General features: G+C 67.9%; 13 protein-coding genes. 8 read left to right on the top strand and 5 right to left on the bottom strand.

What is annotated here, in order from left to right; translation table 11 throughout:
• Positions 1-77: 77 nt before the first annotated feature.
• Positions 78-1349, bottom strand: a complete 1272-nt coding sequence (locus tag A5780_RS08570) for an adenosylmethionine--8-amino-7-oxononanoate transaminase (protein WP_064908167.1) — start codon at positions 1347-1349, stop codon at positions 78-80.
• 120 nt (positions 1350-1469) lie between these two features.
• On the opposite strand from A5780_RS08570, the gene A5780_RS08565 reads away from it, so the two are divergent.
• The 3 genes from A5780_RS08565 (at position 1470) to treY (ending at position 7143) form a co-directional block, all read left to right on the top strand.
• Positions 1470-2435 carry a helix-turn-helix domain-containing GNAT family N-acetyltransferase gene (locus A5780_RS08565; protein WP_231982893.1) on the top strand — a complete coding sequence of 322 codons (966 nt, stop codon included), beginning with the start codon at positions 1470-1472 and terminating at the stop codon, positions 2433-2435.
• A 128-nt stretch (positions 2436-2563) separates the two neighbouring features.
• Positions 2564-4720 carry a glycogen debranching protein GlgX gene (gene glgX / locus A5780_RS08560; protein ID WP_064904678.1) on the top strand — a complete coding sequence of 719 codons (2157 nt, stop codon included), beginning with the start codon at positions 2564-2566 and terminating at the stop codon, positions 4718-4720.
• Positions 4717-7143, top strand: a complete 2427-nt coding sequence (gene treY / locus A5780_RS08555; protein WP_063012932.1) for a malto-oligosyltrehalose synthase — start codon at positions 4717-4719, stop codon at positions 7141-7143. Before glgX ends, treY begins: the two co-directional genes overlap by 4 nt.
• 18 nt (positions 7144-7161) lie before the next feature.
• Here the strand turns inward: treY and A5780_RS38975 are convergent, their stop codons facing one another.
• The gene (locus tag A5780_RS38975; RefSeq protein ID WP_081879377.1) at positions 7162-7683 is read right to left on the bottom strand and encodes a transglycosylase SLT domain-containing protein; all 522 of its coding nucleotides are present in this window, start codon (positions 7681-7683) and stop codon (positions 7162-7164) included.
• A 538-nt stretch (positions 7684-8221) separates the two neighbouring features.
• Positions 8222-9475 carry a DUF2235 domain-containing protein gene (locus A5780_RS08545; RefSeq protein ID WP_082976346.1) on the bottom strand — a complete coding sequence of 418 codons (1254 nt, stop codon included), beginning with the start codon at positions 9473-9475 and terminating at the stop codon, positions 8222-8224.
• Between the two features lie 537 nt (positions 9476-10012).
• Between A5780_RS08545 and dnaE the strand changes: the two genes are divergently transcribed.
• Positions 10013-13558: a DNA polymerase III subunit alpha gene (gene dnaE, locus A5780_RS08540; RefSeq protein WP_064908165.1), complete on the top strand. Its 3546-nt coding sequence runs from the start codon at positions 10013-10015 to the stop codon at positions 13556-13558.
• 93 nt (positions 13559-13651) lie between these two features.
• On the opposite strand, the gene A5780_RS08535 is transcribed toward dnaE, so the two are convergent.
• Positions 13652-13885, bottom strand: a complete 234-nt coding sequence (locus A5780_RS08535; protein WP_030514680.1) for a hypothetical protein — start codon at positions 13883-13885, stop codon at positions 13652-13654.
• Positions 13886-13992: 107 nt separating this feature from the next.
• Between A5780_RS08535 and A5780_RS08530 the strand changes: the two genes are divergently transcribed.
• Both A5780_RS08530 and ilvA read left to right on the top strand, forming a co-directional pair.
• Positions 13993-14436 (top strand): nitroreductase family deazaflavin-dependent oxidoreductase, encoded by a 444-nt coding sequence (locus tag A5780_RS08530; RefSeq protein WP_063012971.1) that lies wholly within the window; start codon positions 13993-13995, stop codon positions 14434-14436.
• Between the two features lie 147 nt (positions 14437-14583).
• Positions 14584-15939 (top strand): threonine ammonia-lyase IlvA, encoded by a 1356-nt coding sequence (gene ilvA / locus A5780_RS08525; RefSeq protein ID WP_063012927.1) that lies wholly within the window; start codon positions 14584-14586, stop codon positions 15937-15939.
• A 64-nt stretch (positions 15940-16003) separates the two neighbouring features.
• Here the strand turns inward: ilvA and A5780_RS08520 are convergent, their stop codons facing one another.
• Positions 16004-17254 (bottom strand): serine hydrolase domain-containing protein, encoded by a 1251-nt coding sequence (locus A5780_RS08520; protein ID WP_063012925.1) that lies wholly within the window; start codon positions 17252-17254, stop codon positions 16004-16006.
• 282 nt (positions 17255-17536) lie between these two features.
• Here A5780_RS08520 and A5780_RS08515 point away from each other — a divergent pair, with 282 nt between their 5' ends.
• The gene (locus A5780_RS08515; RefSeq protein ID WP_342749264.1) at positions 17537-18913 is read left to right on the top strand and encodes an alpha/beta fold hydrolase; all 1377 of its coding nucleotides are present in this window, start codon (positions 17537-17539) and stop codon (positions 18911-18913) included.
• Positions 18914-18952: 39 nt separating this feature from the next.
• A complete protein-coding gene (locus A5780_RS08510) occupies positions 18953-19570 on the top strand; it encodes a class I SAM-dependent methyltransferase (protein WP_030514685.1) in 618 nt (205 codons plus the stop codon).
• Positions 19571-19587 lie beyond the last annotated feature (17 nt).

Raw genomic sequence — 19587 nt, 5'->3', positions numbered from 1 at the left:
TCGTGCTCGCTGTCACCATATCACACGAAAATAAATTTCCGATATACGACGAACCGCGCGCCGGAATGGAATTCGGCTCAACCGGCTGCGGCGGTGGCGACCACACCGGCGGCGATGCGGGCGATATCGTCGGCACTGCTGATGAACGGCGGCATGGTGTAGACCAGATTGCGGAACGGCCGCAGCCACACGCCGACCTCGACGGCGGCGCGGGTCGCGGCGACCATATCGATCGCGTGGTCGAGCTCCACCACCCCGATCGCGCCGAGCACGCGCACGTCCACCACGCGCGGATTATCCTGTGCCGCAGCAAGTCCCGATTTCAGACCCGCTTCGATCGCGGCGACCTCGCCCGCCCAATCCCGCGAGAGCAGCAGTTCCACCGAGGCGACCGCGACCGCGCAGGCCAGCGGATTGCCCATGAACGTGGGCCCGTGCATGAGCCCGCCGTGGGCCGCGCTGACGGTCTCGGCGATGCGGGTGGTGCACAAGGCGGCGGCCAGGGTCATATATCCGCCGGTGAGGGCCTTGCCCACGCACATCACATCGGGCGCCACCCCGGCGGCCTCGGCGGCGAAAAACGTTCCGGTGCGGCCGAATCCGGTGGCGATCTCGTCGAAGACCAGCAGCACGCCGTGCTCGTCGCACAGGCGGCGCAGCTCGTTCAGGTAGCGCGGATGATGGAAACGCATTCCGCCCGCGCCCTGCACGACCGGTTCGACGATCACCGCCGCGGTCTCGTGCGCATGCGCGGCCAGCATCCGGTCGAGCTCCGCGACGTAGCCGGGATCGAAGTCGACCGGCGGTACGGGCGCGAAGATCTGCTCGGTCAGCACATCGGTCCACAGCGAATGCATGCCACCCTCGGGATCGCACACGCTCATCGGGGTGAAGGTGTCGCCGTGATACCCACCGCGCCAGGTGAACAGCCGCCGTTTCTCCGGCTGTCCGAGCGCCCGCCAGTACTGCAGGCACATCTTGGCCGCGACCTCGACCGAGACCGAACCGGAATCGCAGAGGAACACCTTGTCCAGACCGTCGGGAGTCAGCTCCACCAGCAGTTGGGACAGCCGCACGGCCGGTTCGTGGGTGAGCCCGCCGAACATGACGTGACTCATCCGCTGCGACTGCTCGAGCAGCGCGGCATCCAGCACGGGGTGCCGGTAGCCGTGCACCGCCGCCCACCACGAACTCATCCCGTCGACCAGTTCGCGGCCGTCGGCCAGGGTCAGGCGGGTGCCCGCGGCCGAGGCGACCACCAGCGGTTCGGTGCTCGCCGGGAAGCCGCCGTAGGGATGCCAGACGTGCGCGGCGTCGAGGGCGGTGATCTGGTCGGCTGTCAGGGCCACGCGGATCCCTTCACGAAATGGTCTTGAACGCCGTTCAAGTTATCACCGCGGCGAATCCGGTGTGCGCAGGGCCGCCGCGCGATATCTTTGACTCGGTCAAAGAACTGCGAAGGGAGGGTCGTGACGATCCCCGCGCTCGATCGCGACGACGTCGGCGCCGTGCGCGCGTTCAACCGCCGCTACACCCGGTTGATCGGCGTCCTCGAGGAACATCTGCTCGACAGCGACTTCTCGCTCACCGAGGCGCGAATCCTGTTCGAACTCGCGCACTCCGGACCGCTGGGCGTCCGCACGCTGCGCACCGACCTGGGCCTGGACCCCGGCTATCTGAGCCGGATCCTCGCCCGCTTCGAGAGCGCCGGGCTGGTGCGCCGGCACCGCTCCGGCTCCGACGCTCGCCTGCAACTCGTCCAGCTCACCGACGCCGGGCGGGCCGCGGCCGACGATCTCGACCGCCGCTCCGCGCACGACATCGCCGCGCTGCTGGCCGGGCACAGCGCCGCGGACCGGCGTCGCCTGCGCACCGCGATGCGCACGATCGAACAACTGCTCGACCCGGCCACCGCGGCGAGCCGCGCAAGTTCACCAGCGGCGAGCCGCGCGCGCGAGGTCCGTCTCCGATCTCCCCGTCCCGGCGACTACGGCTGGATCATCCAGCGCAATGCGGTGCTCTACGCCGCCGAATACGGCTGGGACACCGACTACGAGGCGCTGGTCGCGAAGATCGTGGCCGACTTCCTGGCCGGGCACGATCCGGAAAGCGAGCGGGCGTGGATCGCCGAGGCCGGCGGCGCGGCGGCCGGTGCGGTGTTCTGCGTGCGCGAGGACGACACCACCGCCCGGCTGCGGCTGCTGCTCGTGGAACCGTCGGCGCGCGGGCTCGGCGTCGGCACCGCACTGGTCGAGCAGTGCCTGCGATTCGCGACCGAGGCCGGATATCGGGACATGGTGCTGTGGACCAACGATGTGCTCACCGCGGCGCGGCGGATCTACCAGCGCGCCGGATTCGAGCTCGTCGATTCCCGGCCACACCACAGTTTCGGCGCCGACCTGGTCGGGCAGACCTGGCGGCGCAGCCTGCGGTAACCACGGTGCCGCGCAACCCGCGCGGACCGTCGGCCGCGGCCGGGCCATCGATAGCCACCGGATTACCGGCCCGGCTCGACCCGGCCCACCCGCACCGGCGGCTCCGGCGCGACGGTTACTGTCGATATATGGTTCGGCCCGATACATCCGGTGAGATGACGCCTCTCGGCGTCTGGCCGGGTGCCGCCTATCCGCTGGGCGCGACCTACGACGGCGCCGGCACCAACTTCTCGGTGTTCTCCGAAGTTGCCGAGCGGGTCGAGCTGTGCCTGATCGATCGTGCGGGCGGTGAGCACCGCATCCCGCTCGACGAGGTCGACGGATACGTCTGGCACGCCTATCTACCCACCGTCGCCCCCGGGCAGCGCTACGGGTTCCGCGTGCACGGCCCCTACGATCCCGCCCGCGGTCTGCGTTGCGACAGCAGCAAACTACTGCTCGATCCCTACGGCAAGGCCTTCGCGGGCCGATTCGCCGCCGACGCCACCCTGCACACCTACGGCGCGGATACGCTGGGACACACCATGACCGGCGTGGTGGTGAACCCGTACTTCGACTGGGCCGGTGACCGCGCACCGCGGCGGCCCTATCACGAAACCGTCATCTACGAAGCCCACGTCAAGGGTATGACGATGACGCATCCGGCGATTCCGCAGCGACTGCGCGGCACCTACGCGGGCATCGCGCACCCGGCGATCATCGACCATCTGCTGTCGCTGGGCGTCACCGCGATCGAACTGATGCCGGTCCACCAGTTCCTGCACGACCGGATCCTGCTCGACCGCGGACTGCGAAACTACTGGGGGTACAACAGTTTCGGCTATCTGGCACCACACCACGAATACGCCGCCGACCCGCGGGCCGGGGCCGCGGTCACCGAATTCAAGGCGATGGTCCGGGCGCTGCACAGCGCGGGCATCGAGGTGATCCTCGACGTGGTCTACAACCACACCGGCGAGGGGAATCACCTGGGACCGACGATCGGCCTGCGCGGGATCGACAACGCGGCGTATTACCGTCTGGCCGAGGACGATCCGGCGCACTACATGGACTACACCGGCACCGGCAACAGCCTCAATGTGCGCCATCCGCACACCCTGCAGCTGATCATGGATTCGCTGCGGTACTGGATTCTCGAGATGCACGTCGACGGCTTCCGCTTCGATCTGGCGGCCACGCTGGCGCGCGAATTACACGATGTGGACCGGCTTTCCACCTTCTTCGATCTGGTGCAGCAGGACCCGGTGGTCAGCCAGGTCAAACTGATCGCCGAACCGTGGGATGTCGGCGAGGGCGGCTACCAGGTCGGGAACTTTCCGGGGCTGTGGACCGAGTGGAACGGCAAGTACCGCGATACCGTGCGCGACTACTGGCGCGGCCGACCGGCGACCCTGGGCGAATTCGCCTCCCGGTTCACTGGCAGTTCCGATCTGTACGAGGCCACCGGCCGCCGCCCCGGCGCGAGCATCAATTTCGTGACCGCCCACGACGGGTTCACACTGCGAGATCTGGTGTCCTACAACGACAAACACAATCACGCCAACGGCGAGGACAATCGCGACGGCGAAGACTACAACCGGTCCTGGAACTGCGGTATCGAGGGTCCCACCGACGATCCGGAGGTCTGTGCGCTGCGAGATCGCCAGAGCCGCAACATGATCGCCACGCTGGCGCTGTCGCAAGGCACACCCATGCTGCTGCACGGCGACGAGATCGGGCGCACCCAGCAGGGCAACAACAATGCCTACTGCCAGGATTCGCCACTGTCCTGGATGGATTGGGGCGCCGCGCAGAAATACGCCGACCTGCTGACGTTCACCCGCACCGCCTTCGCGCTGCGCCACGCCCATCCGGTGTTCCGGCGCCGGCGCTTCTTCGACGGACGCCCCGGCGAACTCCCCGACGCCGCACCCGACGAACTCCCCAGCGCCGGCGATATCGCGTGGTTCACCCCCGGCGGCACGGAGATGACCACCGCCGACTGGAATACCGGCTTCGCCCGCTCCCTGGCGGTGTTCCTCAACGGCGAGGCGATCGCCGAACCGGGCCCGCGCGGGGAACGAGTGCGCGATGATTCCTTCCTGCTGTGTTTCAATGCCCACGACGCACCCCTCGAATTCGCCGTACCCGGACCGGAATTCGGCGCGCACTGGACGGTGGCGCTGGACTGCTCGACACCCACCGGGCGCACAGATGCCACCTACCCCGCAGCGGCTACGGTCGCCGTACCCGCTCGCTGCCTGCTCGTTCTCCGCCGTACCGAATCCACACCGATATCGAGATGACAGACACCCCTTCCCCTGAACACCGCACCGGCCCGATCGCCCGCCGGACCCCCGTGCGCAGCACGTACCGGCTACAGCTGCGCCCGGACGCCCTGACCTTCGCCGATGCCCGCGCGATCGCCGAATATCTGCAGCAGCTGGGTATTTCGCATCTGTACCTGTCCCCGGTGATGACCGCGATGCCGGGCTCCGCGCACGGCTACGACGTCACCGATCCGACCACCGTGTCGGCGGCACTGGGCGGGCCGGGCGGGCTGAAGGCGCTCGCCGACGAGGTCCGCGGCCGCGGTATGGGCCTGATCGTCGATCTGGTGCCCAATCACGTCGGCGTCGGCGATCCGCGGCGCAATCCGTGGTGGTGGGATGTGCTGCGCAACGGCAAGAATTCGAAATTCGCGCATTTCTTCGACATCGACTGGAGCCCGGGTAACGGCGCGGGCGGGCGGCTGGCGCTGCCCGTACTGCACAGCGAGAACGATCCGGCCGCGCTGACCGTCGACCGCTCGGGCCCCGAACCGGTCCTGGCCCTGCGTGATCTGCGTTTCCCGATCGCGCCCGGCACCGACGGGGAGAACGCGCTGCGCATCCACGACCGCCAGCACTATCGCCTCGTCAGCTGGAAGGCCGGGATCTGCAGCTATCGGCGATTCCTGGCGGTCTCGGAGCTGGCGGCGATCCGGCAGGAGGAGCCGGCGGTCTTCGACCTGACCCATCGCGAACTGGCCGCCTGGTGCGAACACGATCTCATCGACGGGGTGCGCGTCGACCATCCCGACGGATTGGCGTATCCGGCCGCCTATCTGGCGAAACTGCGCCGGCTGATCGGCCCGCAGCGGCTGCTGCTGGTGGAGAAGGTGCTCGGCCGCCACGAACCGCTCGACGCCACCCTGCCCGTCGACGGCACCACCGGATACGAAGCGCTCGCGGAGGTCGGCGGCATCTTCGTCGATCCGGCCGGGGAGAACGCGCTCACCGAGTTGTCGCGGCGGATGTCGGGACACGGCAGCGATGCCGCCTGGATGGCCGATACCGAACACCGCATCAAACGCGCGGTGGCCGAGCGCCTGCTCGTGCCCGAGGTCCGGCGACTGGTCGGCGCGGTGAAGCGCGACGCGGCGGTGAACGGATTCGATTCCGCCGCGATCAGCGATATGGCGCTGACCAACGCCACCATCGAGGTGCTGTCCCATATGCCGGTGTACCGCACCGACTACGCACCCCTGTCCGGGGTGCTCGGCACCGTGGTGGCCGAGGTGCAGCAGCGCAACCGGGAGCTGACGGCCCCGCTGTCGGTCCTGGTGCGGGCCCTGGCCGCCGGCGGAGAAGCGGCGCGGCGGATGCATCAGGTCGGCGGCGCGGTCGCGGCCAAGGCGGTCGACGACACCATGTTCTATCAGGCGTCGCGTCTGGTGTCACTGCAGGAGATGGGCGGCGACCCGGGCCGGTTCGGCCGTTCGGTGCTGGAATTCCATCTCGCCAATGCCGAACGCGCGGTGCGCCGCCCGGCCACCATGACGACGCTGTCGACGCACGACACCAAGCGTGGCGAAGATGTGCGCGCCCGCATCACGGTGCTGTCGCAGGTGGCCGACAGCTGGGCCAAGGCGGTGGGCGCCTGGCTGGAACTCGCGCCCGCGCCGGACGGGCCGACCGCGAACTTCCTGCTGCAGAACATGTTCGGCGTGTGGCCGGTCGACGGGCGGCGCCCCGCCACGGTGCCGCGGTTTCGCGAACGCCTGCACCTGTTCGCCGAGAAGGCGGTGCGCGAGGCCGGTCTGCGGTCCTCGTGGGAGGAACCCGACGTCGACTTCGAGGCGGAGGTGCATCGCTGGCTCGACACCGTGATCGACGGGCCGGTCGGTGCCGAACTCGGTGAGCTGGCGACCCGCCTCGCACCGCACGCGTGGTCGGATTCGCTGGGGCAGAAGCTGCTTCAGCTGTGCGGTCCCGGCATCCCCGATGTGTATCAGGGCTGCGAGCTGTGGGAGGACTCGCTGGTCGACCCGGACAACCGGCGGCCGGTCGATTTCGGCCATCGCCTGGCGATGTTGCAATCGCTCACGGGCACACCGGAATTGGAGAACTCCGGCGCGGCGAAGATGTGGATCGTCGCCTACGCCCTGTGGTTGCGGCGGGAGCGGCCCGACTGCTTCGTCGGCGGCTCCTACACACCGCTGTTCGGCAGCGGCGACCGCAGCGAGCACCTGGTGGGATACGCACGCGGCCGCAGCGGTGAGGCGCCGCAGGTGATCGTGGCCGCGACCCGCTACAGCGTGGCCCTGACCGAGGGCGGGTGGGCCGATACCGTCCTCGACCTGCCCTCGGGCACCTGGACCGACCGCCTCACCGGCCACACCTTCACCGGCCGCACCCGGCTGGAGAAGCTGTTCGCCCGCCTGCCGGTGGCGCTACTCGTGCGCTGAGGCCGGATCGAGCCCGGATCAGTACGCCGAGAACACGTGGTCGATCGAGCCGTAGCGGTGCGCGGCGTAGTTGCAGGCGGCCGCGATGTTGGCGACCGGGTCGTAGATGTCGCCCGAGGTGCCGTCCACGTGATAGGCGGCGAAGGTGGGATCGATGACCTGCATCAGGCCCTTGGAGGGGATGCCGGCCGCGGCGTTGGAGTCGTAGAGGTTGATGGCACGCGGGTTGCCGCCCGACTCGCGCATGGCATTGCGGTAGATGCCGTCGTAGCTGCCCGGAATGCCGTGCTGGCCCATCACGAAGAGCGCGTGCTTGATCCAGCCGTCGAGGTTGTCGGAATAGGTCTGCGGGACCACCTGCTGCAGCGGCTGCGGCAGGGTCTGCAGGAATTGCTGAGCCTGGTCCTGCTGCGTCTGCGGCAATCCCTGCACCAACTGCTGCAGTTGCGGCGGCACAGCGGGGGCATCGGCGTGGGCCGCGACGGGCACGGTGACGACGGCGGCGAGGACGGCGAGGGGTAACAGTCTTCTGATCTGCATGGCGATATGAACTCCGGATGCGTCGAACGGTGGTGGGACCAACGCGACGATCTACAGAACAAAAGCCCGCTCGCCGCGGTGAAAACAGACCGTTTGTCTGCTTCTTGGTGAGTCACAGAATGATTGCGGCAAGTTAACGTAAACATAACGTCAAGTGAACAACGGATGTTATTACGCTGAGAAAAATCGGCTGGACCTGCAGTGATGTGTGCGACCGATCACACACCGGGTTTATCTCGATCAGGTCACGCGCCCTCGGCGCATGCGGAACTCGGGTCGCCGCGCCCGCCTAAGGCGCTGAGACACAAGCGAACCCGGGCGCGCAGCGGACACGCCCGGGGACAGGTTCAGCCGGCGGGCACAGCCCGGCAACCGGCAGCGCCACACGGCGAGCGAGGCGCTGCCGATTCGCCGTCGGCCATCCCGGCGGTTGCCGAAACCGGTCATTTCCGGCGCATCAGCAGGGCCGTAGCTCCGCACCGCCGGCAAACGCACCTGGCGAAGGCCGTGATGGGCAGCGGCGATCAGGCGGCGGCGATCAGGCGGCGGTGCCGGCCACCGAGCCGCTACCCGCCGGGTGCTGTCCGCCCACGACAGGTTCGCCTGCCGGGTGATCGTCGACGCTGTCGTCGCTCTCACCGACCGGCAGGGTGGGCAACGGTCCGTCCAGTTCCTCGGCCCAGCGGACGACGTTCGGTGGGCGGTAGGTCGGGCACGGCGCGGCACAGTCCGCGAGGTAGACACGTCGATCACCCGGCGCGGACAGACGGCGCCAGGAATCCGCGTAGAAGCGGGGGTTGCGCGGATGCAGCGCCCAGCCCACGCGATTGAGGACGCGGTAGAAGACGGTGAGTGAATCGTGCGCCCGCGGAGGCGAATCCGGCACCGTGACCGCCGGCTCCGGCGCCGCGGCCGATGGCACGGGGGGCACGGCGGCCGGGCGGTTCAGGAGTTGTTCGATGCGCTCGTCGTCGAAGCTCAATCCGGCGGTCCGCGCCTGCTCCACCATCCACCGCAGCGTGATGTCGGAGAGCCGGCTGTCGGCGTAGCCACCGCCGATATCGGTGTGCACACCCTCGAACCAGATCTGCTGCACCCGGTCGGCTCCGCTCGGGCCGCCCTCGGGGTCGTCGGTGATCTCCCACAGGCACGGTGCGTACATCCGGCGGCGTTCGTCGATCGCGAGTGCCTGCCGCGCGTACCGCACATTTCGCGACAGCCGCACGTCGTGGAAGCGGTAGCGCCACGACGTCAGCAGCGGCACCCCGAGCGCGCCGACGGTGTCGAAGACGCCGAGGAAGGTGATCGGCACCGGATAGACGCAGTTGCGCTCACGGAATTCGATCCACTCCGGCCGATCCGGACCGTCGGGATCCACTTTGCGCTGACGGTAGATCTTCAACGCCTCGGGATAGGCGCGCTCGACCATCGCGTCGGCGGTGAGCAGTCCGAGCCGGTTGATCATCCCGACGAGACTGCGGGCGGTATAGGCGCCACGACTGAAGCCGAAGACGTAGATCTCGTCTCCCGGTTCCCAGTTCAGTGCCAGCTGCCAGTACATCGTGGACAGGTTGGCGTCGAGGCCGAGCCCGAACGCGCCGCCGAGCAGTTTGTCGGCCAGATAGCCGCGGGAGCCGGGGCCGTCGACATAGAAAACCCGTTGTCCCACATGGTCGCCCGCGTCGGTGACGGCGCTCGACCGCACCGACTCGGCGATCTTCACAACATTGGAGACCGTCGGATTGCTCTCCGATCCCCACGTGCCGTCACAGCACACAACCAAACGCTTCATACCGGCAATCCTCCCGCCCCGTACCGTGCCGCTCGCGAGTAGCGAACTACTCGAATTATCCCGCCGGGCGCGTGATTACGTTAATGCTCGCCGGCATCGGAGGGCAGAGATGCGAGTAGTGGGAGCCCGCCCGTCCGCGATCCGCCGGCAGCTACCTGGGACGGCGTTCGACGGCGAAGAGAACGACGGCGACGAAGAAATGATGACGGCCGACCGCCCTCGTCTCGGTCGACCGTCATCGGCGAGACGGGGAGCGGCACGATGACCGCCGACCGCCGTGACGCACCGATCTGCCCTTCCGGACCGTTCGTCTCTCGCAGCCGGGTTATCGCCGCCGGGCCCGCGCGGCGTTACCGGTGCCACTCGAATCCGTTCCGGCGATCGCCCGCCCGCCGCGGTCGCGGCGGTGAGGTTCGCCACGGCGATGCGGGGCATTCCCGGCGATTCCGGGAGACTCGCCCGACACGCCGAGCTCCGAATTGCACGCATGTAGTTCCCTGGCGTCGGCTGTCGGTCCGGTCGACTAGGATTCCTCGCGTGGCCGACTCGGGATTCGTACATCTGCACAATCACACCGAGTACTCGATGCTCGATGGCGCCGCCAAGATCACGCCCCTGTTCAAGGAGGCGGAGCGGCTCGGGATGACCGCGGTCGGGATGACCGACCACGGCAATATGTACGGCGCCTCGGAGTTCTACAACTCGGCCAAGAAGCAGGGCATCAAGCCGATCATCGGCATCGAGGCCTACATCGCGCCCGAGTCCCGGTTCAACACCAAGCGCGTGCAGTGGGGTGACCCGAGCCAGAAGAGCGACGACGTCTCCGGCTCCGGCGCCTACACCCATATGACGATGGTCGCCGAGACCGCGACCGGTCTGCGGAACCTGTTCAAGCTGTCGAGTCTGGCCTCGATCGAGGGCCAGCTCGGCAAGTGGGCGCGCATGGACGCCGAGATCATCGCCCAGTACGCCGAGGGGATCATCGCCACCACCGGCTGCCCGTCGGGCGAGGTGCAGACCCGGCTGCGACTGGGGCACGAGCGCGAGGCGCTGGAGGCCGCGGCCAAGTGGCAGGAGATCTTCGGCAAGGACAACTTCTTCCTCGAGCTGATGGACCACGGGTTGTCCATCGAGCGCCGGGTGCGCGAAGGCCTGATCGACATCGGCAAGAAGCTGGGCATTCCGCCGCTGGCCACCAACGACTGCCACTACGTGCACGAATCCGACTCCACGAATCACGAAGCGCTGCTGTGCATTCAGACCGGTAAGACGCTGTCGGACCCGACCCGCTTCAAATTCGACGGCAGCGGCTACTACCTGAAGTCGGCCGCGGAGATGCGCGAGATCTGGGACGGCGAGGTCCCCGGAGCGTGCGACAACACCGTGCTGATCGGCGAGCGCGTGCAGTCCTACGAGGATGTGTGGATCCACCGCGACCGGATGCCGAAATTCCCGGTGCCCGAGGGTGAGACCGAGGCCTCGTGGCTGCGCAAGGAGGTCGCGCGCGGCCTGGAGTACCGCTTCCCCGACGGTGTCCCGCAGAAGTACCTCGATCAGGCCGAGTACGAGATCGACGTGATCCTGAAGATGGGCTTCCCGGCCTACTTCCTCGTCGTCGGCGACCTGATCAACCACGCCCGCGAGGTCGGGATCCGGGTCGGGCCGGGCCGCGGTTCGGCCGCCGGTTCGCTGGTCGCCTACGCACTGAAGATCACCAATATCGACCCGCTGCCGCACGGTCTGCTGTTCGAGCGATTCCTCAATCCCGAGCGCGTCTCGATGCCCGATATCGATATCGACTTCGACGATCGCCGCCGCGGTGAGATGGTCCGCTACGCCACCGAGAAGTGGGGCACCGACCGAGTCGCCCAGGTCATCACCTTCGGCACCATCAAAACCAAGGCGGCGCTGAAGGATTCGGCCCGCGTCCTGTTCGGCCAGCCCGGCTTCGCGATCGCCGATCAGATCACCAAGGCGCTGCCGCCGCCGATCATGGCCAAGGACATCTCGGTGTCGGGTATCACCGACCCCGAGCACGAGCGGTACAAAGAGGCCGCCGAGGTCCGCACCCTCATCGAATCCAATCCCGATATCGCCAAGATCTACGACACGGCGAAGGGTCTGGAAGGCCTGATCCGCAACGCCGGCGTGCACGCCTGCGCGGTGATCATGTCCTCGGAGCCGCTGACCGACGCGATCCCGGTGTGGAAGCGAGCCCAGGACGGCGCCATCATCACCGGCTGGGACTATCCGTCGTGTGAGGCCATCGGCCTGCTGAAGATGGACTTCCTCGGCCTGCGCAACCTCACCGTGCTCGGTGACGCGATCGACAACGCCAAGGCCAACCGCGGCGTCGACGTCGACCTCGACGCGTTGCCGCTGGACGATCCGAAAACGTTCGAACTGCTCGCCCGCGGTGACACGCTGGGTGTGTTCCAGCTCGACGGTGGGCCCATGCGCGATCTGCTGCGACGCATGCAGCCCACCGCCTTCGAGGACATCGTGGCCGTCGGCGCGCTGTATCGCCCCGGCCCGATGGGCATGAACGCGCACAACGACTACGCCGACCGCAAGAACGGGCGCCAAGAGGTCAAGCCGATCCACCCCGAGCTCGAGGAACCGCTCAAGGACATCCTCGGCGAAACCTACGGTCTGATCGTCTATCAAGAGCAGATCATGCACGTCGCCCAGAAAGTGGCCGGCTACTCGCTCGGACGAGCCGATATCCTGCGCCGCGCGATGGGTAAGAAGAAGGCCGAGGTGCTGGCCGCGGAGTTCGAGGGCTTCGAGGCGGGCATGTTGGAGAACGGCTACTCCAAGGCCGCGATCAAGGCGCTGTGGGACACCATCCTCCCGTTCGCCGGTTACGCGTTCAACAAATCGCATGCCGCCGCCTACGGCCTGGTCTCCTACTGGACCGCCTACTTCAAGGCCAACTATCCGGCCGAATACATGGCCGCCCTGCTCACCAGCGTCGGCGACGACAAGGACAAGGCCGCGGTCTACCTGTCGGACTGCCGCCGCCTCGGCATCACGGTGCTGCCGCCCGATGTCAACGAGTCCGAACAGAACTTCGCGCCGGTCGGCACCGATATCCGCTTCGGCCTGGGCGCGGTGCGCAACGTCGGCACCAACGTGGTGTCCTCGATCATCGCCGCACGCACCGAGAAGTCGAAGTTCACCGACTTCTCGGACTACCTGAACAAGATCGACACCATCGCCTGCACCAAGAAGGTCACCGAATCCCTCATCAAGGCAGGCGCTTTCGACTCCCTCGGACATCCGCGCAAGGGCCTGCTGCTCGTGCATTCCGATGCCATCGACGCGGTGATGGCCACCAAGAAGGCCGAGGCGATCGGGCAGTTCGACCTGTTCGGCGGGCTCGACGACGCCGACGATTCGATCTCCTCGGTCTTCGACGTCAAGGTGCCCGACGAGGAGTGGGAGGCCAAGCACAAGCTGGCCCTCGAACGAGAGATGCTGGGGCTCTACGTGTCCGGCCATCCGCTCAACGGGGTCGAGCATGTGCTCGCCGCACAGGCGGACACGCCGATTCCGGCCATTCTGCAGGGCGATGTCAAGGACGGCGCCCAGGTGACCATCGGCGGCATCCTCGCCTCGGTGACCCGGCGCGTCAACAAGAACGGAATGCCCTGGGCCTCGGCACAATTGGAGGACCTCACCGGTGGTATCGAGGTGCTGTTCTTCCCGCAGGCCTATTCGGTGTACGGGATGGACATCGCCGAGGACGCCGTCGTGCTCGTGAAGGCGCGCGTCTCGGTGCGCGACGACCGGATCTCGCTGATCGCCAACGATCTGGTGGTGCCGGATCTGTCGTCGATCGGTATGGAGAAGCCTCTGGCGGTGACGATCCCGACCCGGCTGTGCACTCCCGACAAGGTGAGCGCGCTCAAGCGGGTCCTGTCCAGCCACCCCGGCACCGCCGATGTGCACATCCGCCACGTCGGATCACGCGAGAAGACCACGATGCTCAAGGTCGCCGACAACCTGCGGGTCTCCCCGTCCTCGGCACTGATGGGTGATCTGAAAGCGCTGCTCGGCCCGGGCTGCCTGGCGAGCTGAGGCACACCGGGGCGCCACGCCGGACTCCTCGATGGTCCGTACGAGGGGCTGGGCGCACGCGGATTCGACTACCGTGCGCGGGTGGTGTCGCCGTCAGGCGGTGCTACCTCGATGGGCAACAGCTCCCACAATCCATCGCAGCGCCGCTGCGCCGGCGGCGACCAGGACGGCGAGCTCTGCGGAACCGGTGATGAGGCCCAGAATCAGCGCGAGCAGCGCGCCCAGCGCGACGGACTCGAGCTTGTACACCGGCCACGGCACCCCCGCGATCCGCACCGTATGCGTGGCACGGCGGACCGGGCGAACGATGGGGCTGACCGCTGTCATGTCGTCAGGCTACACGTATCCGGAATTTCGGTCCACCGAACATTTGCGGCGATCCGGTCACGAAGGGCGTGGGGAACACATCCGTGGCCGTCGATGTTGTGCCGGGCATGCCACTCACCGGAGATTACGCACCCAGCACATCCGACTGGGCCCGCGAGCAGGCCGAGAAATACGAGGCTTCCAACGGGTCCGAAGCGAATACCCTGCTCGACCGCGGGATGCCGATCATCCTGGTCACCAGCATCGGCGCCAAGACCGGCAAGCTGCGCAAGACTCCGCTCATGCGGGTCGAGCACAACGGCGAGTACGCGGCGGTAGCCTCACTGGGCGGCGCTCCGAAGCATCCAGTCTGGTACTACAACCTCAAGGCCAACCCGACCGTCGAACTGCGCGACGGCGATGTGGTGAAGGACTACACCGCACGCGAGGTGACCGGCGAGGAGAAGGCCGTCTGGTGGGAGCGCGCCGTCGCGGCCTACCCGGACTATGCCGACTACCAGGAGAAGACCGCCCGCGAGATCCCGGTCTTCGTCCTGACCCCGAAGTCCTGATTCACCCGGATCACCACGGTCACCGGTCCACGACGATCACCGCCGCGACGCCCGGCCTACGGTCCGGGCGTCGCCGGTTTCCGGGCGTTCCGGACCGCTACGGAAACTGCCGCGCGCCGGACCGAGCGCGACCGATAGCATGTTCGGGTGTCTGAACCGCTGGATGTCGTAGAGAAAGTATCCGCTCCGCTGCCCGAACTGAGCGCGGACGAGATCGACGCGGCCGCCAAGCGAATTTCCGACATCGTCGAGCCGACGCCGCTACAGCGAATCGAGCGGTTGTCGGCGGCCACCGGCGCGAACGTCTACCTCAAGCGCGAGGACCTCACCGCGGTCCGCTCCTACAAGCTGCGCGGCGCCTACAACCTGATCGTGCAGCTCGACGCGGGCGAACGCGCGGCCGGAGTCGTCACCGCCAGCGCCGGCAATCACGCCCAGGGCGTCGCCTTCGCCTGCCGCGCGATGGGGATCCAGGGCCGCATCTACGTACCGACCACCACGCCCAAGCAGAAGCGCGACCGCATCCTCGCCCACGGCGGCGACTTCGTGGAATTGATCGCCGTCGGCGACACCTTCGACGCGGCGGCCGCGGCGGCCGCCGACGACGTCGCCCGCACCGGCGCCACCATGGTCCCGCCGTTCGACGACGCCCGCACCGCGGCCGGGCAGGGCACCGTGGCGGTGGAGATCCTCGAACAGCTGCCCAGCGCTCCCGATCTGGTGATCATCCCCGTCGGCGGCGGCGGATGCCTGGCCGGCATCGGCACCTATCTGCGCGACCGCTCGCCGGCCACGGCCATCCTCGGCGTCGAGCCGGCCGGTGCCGCCTCGATGACGGCCGCCCTCGTCGCGGGCGGTCCGGTCACGCTGCCGCAGATCGATCCCTTCGTCGACGGCGCGGCCGTGCGGCGGGTGGGCGACCTGCCCTATGCCACGATCTCGAAATTCGGCGGGCGCGTGGTGTCGCATGCGTCGCTGCCGCTGCTCATCGGCACCGAATCCCCCAGGGGCGCGGGCTCTTTCCGCATGATGCAGGTCGACGAGGGCGCCATCTGCACCGCCATGCTCGAGCTGTACCAGAACGAGGGTGTGATCGCCGAACCGGCGGGTGCGCTGGCGGTGGCGGCATTGGCGGAGATCGATATCGAGCCGGGGTCGACGGTGGTGTGCCTGCTGTCGGGCGGCAACAACGACATCTCGCGCTACGGCGAGATCATCGAACGGTCACTGGTGCACCGGGGCCTCAAACACTATTTCCTGGTGAACTTCCCGCAGGAACCCGGCGCGCTGCGCCGATTCCTCGACGAGGTGCTCGGCCCCGACGACGACATCACCCTCTTCGAATACGTCAAGCGCAACAACCGGGAGACCGGGGCCGCACTCGTCGGCATCGAACTGGGCGCGCCGTCCGGCCTGGACGCACTGCTGGCGCGCATGGATGCCTCGCCGATCCAATGCCAGCAGCTGGATCCCGACTCCCCCACCTACCAGTACCTCACCTGATCTCTACGAACGAACTGCCCTGTGCCGCGAGATGTTCTGCGGCACAGGGCAGTTCGGCGTCCGATCAGGCAGCGCGGCGCTGCGACGAACGACGGCCGTCGCGCATGGCCCGCGCGCCGCGAATCACCAGCGGCAGCACCCAGGCCGCGGCCAGCTGATCCCACACGAACGACTGGGGCGTGAACCGGTTGTGCACGAATCCGACGGACAGGCCCAGCCGCGGTTCGGCCCAGCCGAAGGATCCGGCCAGGCCGATATGGCCGAATCCGGAGGAGGCCCCCGGAATAGGGAACGTGTGGTACCCGAGATGCCACATCATCGGGAAGTAGAACAGGGCGTGATCGAGCCGGCGCGTCTGCACGCGCCGGATATGACGCATGGTCTGCGCCGACAGATATCGGCGACCGGCGATCATGCCGTCGTCGGCGAGCACGCCGTAGACCGAGGCCAATGCGCCCGCGGTGAATACGCCGTTTCCGGCGGGCATTTCGGTCGCGAGGATCGACGGCTCGTCACCGTCGAAGAGGGCATGCACGCCCGGCAGGAACAGCGCACGAATCGCGGCGCCGGGCGGACCCGGAAAACGCCCGGCCTGCCCGAGGAGCAGGGCACCCAGTGCGGTGCCGGCCACGGCCAGCCGGGAACCGGCGAGCGCGGCGACGGTGGTGGTCGAGTCCGGCGCCGGGCGCCCGAGATGCAGGCCGTCGATGCCCAGCGGCTCGGAGACTTCGGTGCGGAACAGCTCGCGCATACTCGTACCGGTGACCGCGCGGGCCAGTCCTGCCAGCAGCCATCCATAGGTGAGGGCGTGATAGGCCGGCACCCCCAGCAACCGGTCCGGCGCGGCGGCGGCCAGCCGGTGTTCCATGAGTTCGTGGTCGAGCACCTCGTCCAGTCCGCCGGCGACACCCGGCAGCGAGGACAGTCCGGCGCAGTGAGTGAGCAACTGCGCCACCGTGATTCGCGATTTTCCGGCCGCGCCGAATTCCGGCCAGTATTCGGCCACCGGGGCCGCGTAGTCGATCAGGCCGCGGTCGGCCAGGCGGTGGATCACAGTGGAGGCGATGCCCTTGGTCGCGGAGAACGCGACGCTACCCGTATCACGGGTCCAGGGCGTGGTGAGATCGGAGTAGCCGGTCCAGACATCGACCACCGGCTCACCGTGCCGAAGCACGGTCAGACCGCCTCCGGCTCCGGCACGGCCCCCGACAATACGCGCGAAATTGCGCACCAAGGGTTCGAACTCGACCGCGGCCGAGCCACGCACACCTGCGGGCAGAGCCGCAGAACCTGCGGGTAAAGCGTCGTTGCTCACATACCCTACGGTACGGGCGTACCGTTGTGCGGGCAACGACGTTGTCCGCACAGTGACACCCCCGAGACCGGTTCGAGCCGGACCGCACACGGCGCCGACCCTGTCCGTGATCTTCGGACCACGTGCCCACCCAGTGTCGTGACCTGCCGAAACACCTCTACACCCGCTGCGGTGTGTCATGGTTGAGACATGCGATCGTTGCGGTCAACGAGGTCCGAATTGCCGGAATCCCGCGGCTGGGCGGGAACACCGCCGAGATCGCGGCGGCATCGGGATCTGATCGTGGCAGTGGCCACGCTGCTCGCCGTGGCCCTGGTGGCCGCCTGCTCGAGTTCCGACAAGGTGACCGCGACGCCGCGCCCGGCCCCCGTCGTCGGTGACTGGAACGCTGTCCTGCCGCTGCCGAACCAGCAGCTGCCGATCGGGGTGACCTTCACCGAAGACGGTGGGAGCGTGACGGTTCCGGCGCAGGGCATCTTCGATCTGCCGCTCGAACAGGTCGATACCAACCCGGATGCGATCGCCTTCACGATCCCCGGATTGCCGGGCGATCCGCATTTCACCGGCCGCTACGACCGCCGCGCCGATACCGTCACCGGAACCTTCACCCAGTCCGGTCACGATCTGGCACTGACCATGCATCGGGGGAAGGTGCCGGCTCCGCTGCGCCCGCAGGAGCCGCACCCGCCGTGGCCGTACCTCTCCGAGGACGTGACCTATCGCAGCGACGGCATCACCATCGCCGGGACGCTCACCCGGCCGCGCGGGCCGGGACCGTTCCCGGCGGTCGTCCTGGTGACCGGCAGCGGCCCCCAGGATCGCAACGAGGAGATCGCCGGGCACAAACCGTTCCTGCTGCTCGCCGATACCCTCACGCGCGCCGGATACGCCGTCCTGCGCACCGACGACCGAGGCGTGGGCGGCACCGGCGGCCAACTCGACACCTGCAGCTACACCGACCTGACCGACGACATCATGGCCGGGCTGGGCTATCTGCGCAGCCGTCCCGATATCGACGGCAACCACATCGGCCTGCTCGGCCACAGCGAGGGCGGCTATCTCGCGCCGCTGGCCGCCACCCGCCCCGACAGCCGGCTCGCCTTCGTGATCATGATGGCCGGACCGGCCGTCTCCGGCTCGGATGTGCTGCTCGCGCAGAACGACCTGCTGCTGCGCAGCGAGCACGCCGACGCCGACGCCATCCGCAAGCAGGTCGGCTACATCACCACCCTGACCACGTTGATCCGCACCGGCGACGACGAACAGATCCGCCGCTTCGCCACCGAGCACAACGACTCCCTGCCACCGGAGCAGCGGCAGCCGCAATCGGCGATCGATCAGCTGACCACCCCGTATTTCCAGGCCCTGGTCGACTACGACCCGGCGCCGGCCCTGCAGGCACTGCGTATTCCGGTGCTGGCCTTCTACGGGACCAAGGACATGCAGGTTCCGGCCGCCCAGAGCGCCCCGGCCGCGCGGGCGGATCTGGCGGGCAACCCGAATGCCGACGTCCACGTATTCGACGGCCTCAACCATCTGATGCAGCCCGCCGATACCGGCAGCCCGAAGGAATACCCGACCATCGAAACCACCATCGCACCCGAGGTGCTGAGCTACATCACCACATGGCTCGGCAAATATGTCACCCCCGTGCCCTGACGGGTAGCGGCGCGCAGGGCGACTTGACACAGTGAGAGGGTGGGAATTTACAGCGAGCGGGTGCTGCCGCGGTTGACGGATCGGGTCTGTGGAGTGCCGGCCAACGATCGGCTGCGCCGACGGGTGTGCGCGGGGTTGCGTGGCCGGGTGGTGGAGATCGGATTCGGCTCGGGTCGCAACGTGCCGTTCTATCCCGCCGGGGTGAGTCGCGTCAGCGCCGTGGAGCCGGCGGATCTGGGGTGGCGACTGGCGGCGGCGCGGGTCGCGGACTCGCCGGTGCCGGTGGAGCGGGCGGGCCTGGACGGGCAGTCGTTGCCGTTCGCGGACAACAGTTTCGACAGCGCGCTGTCGACGTGGACGCTGTGCACGATTCCCGATATCGCCGTCGCGCTGCGGGAGGTGCGGCGAGTTCTGCTGCCCGGCGGCACATTTCATTTCGTCGAGCACGGGCTGGCGCCGGATGCGAACGTGCGTGCCTGGCAGCATCGGCTCGATCCGGTTCAGCAGGTGATCGCCGGTGGATGCCACCTCAATCGCGATATCCGCGGATTACTGGACGAGGCCGGATTCGAGATCACCGAAATGGATCGGTTCTACGATTCTCCGGCACCGAAAACCTTCGCCGCACTGTCGCTGGGTATCGCGGTCTCGCCCTGACAACGGGGGGAATTCGA

It is taken from the genome of Nocardia sp. 852002-20019_SCH5090214, from assembly GCF_001665865.1.
Taxonomy (GTDB): Bacteria; Actinomycetota; Actinomycetes; order Mycobacteriales; family Mycobacteriaceae; genus Nocardia; species Nocardia nova.
Note: the sequence above shows the minus strand (reverse complement) of the source record. Positions and strands in the feature narration are given on the sequence as shown.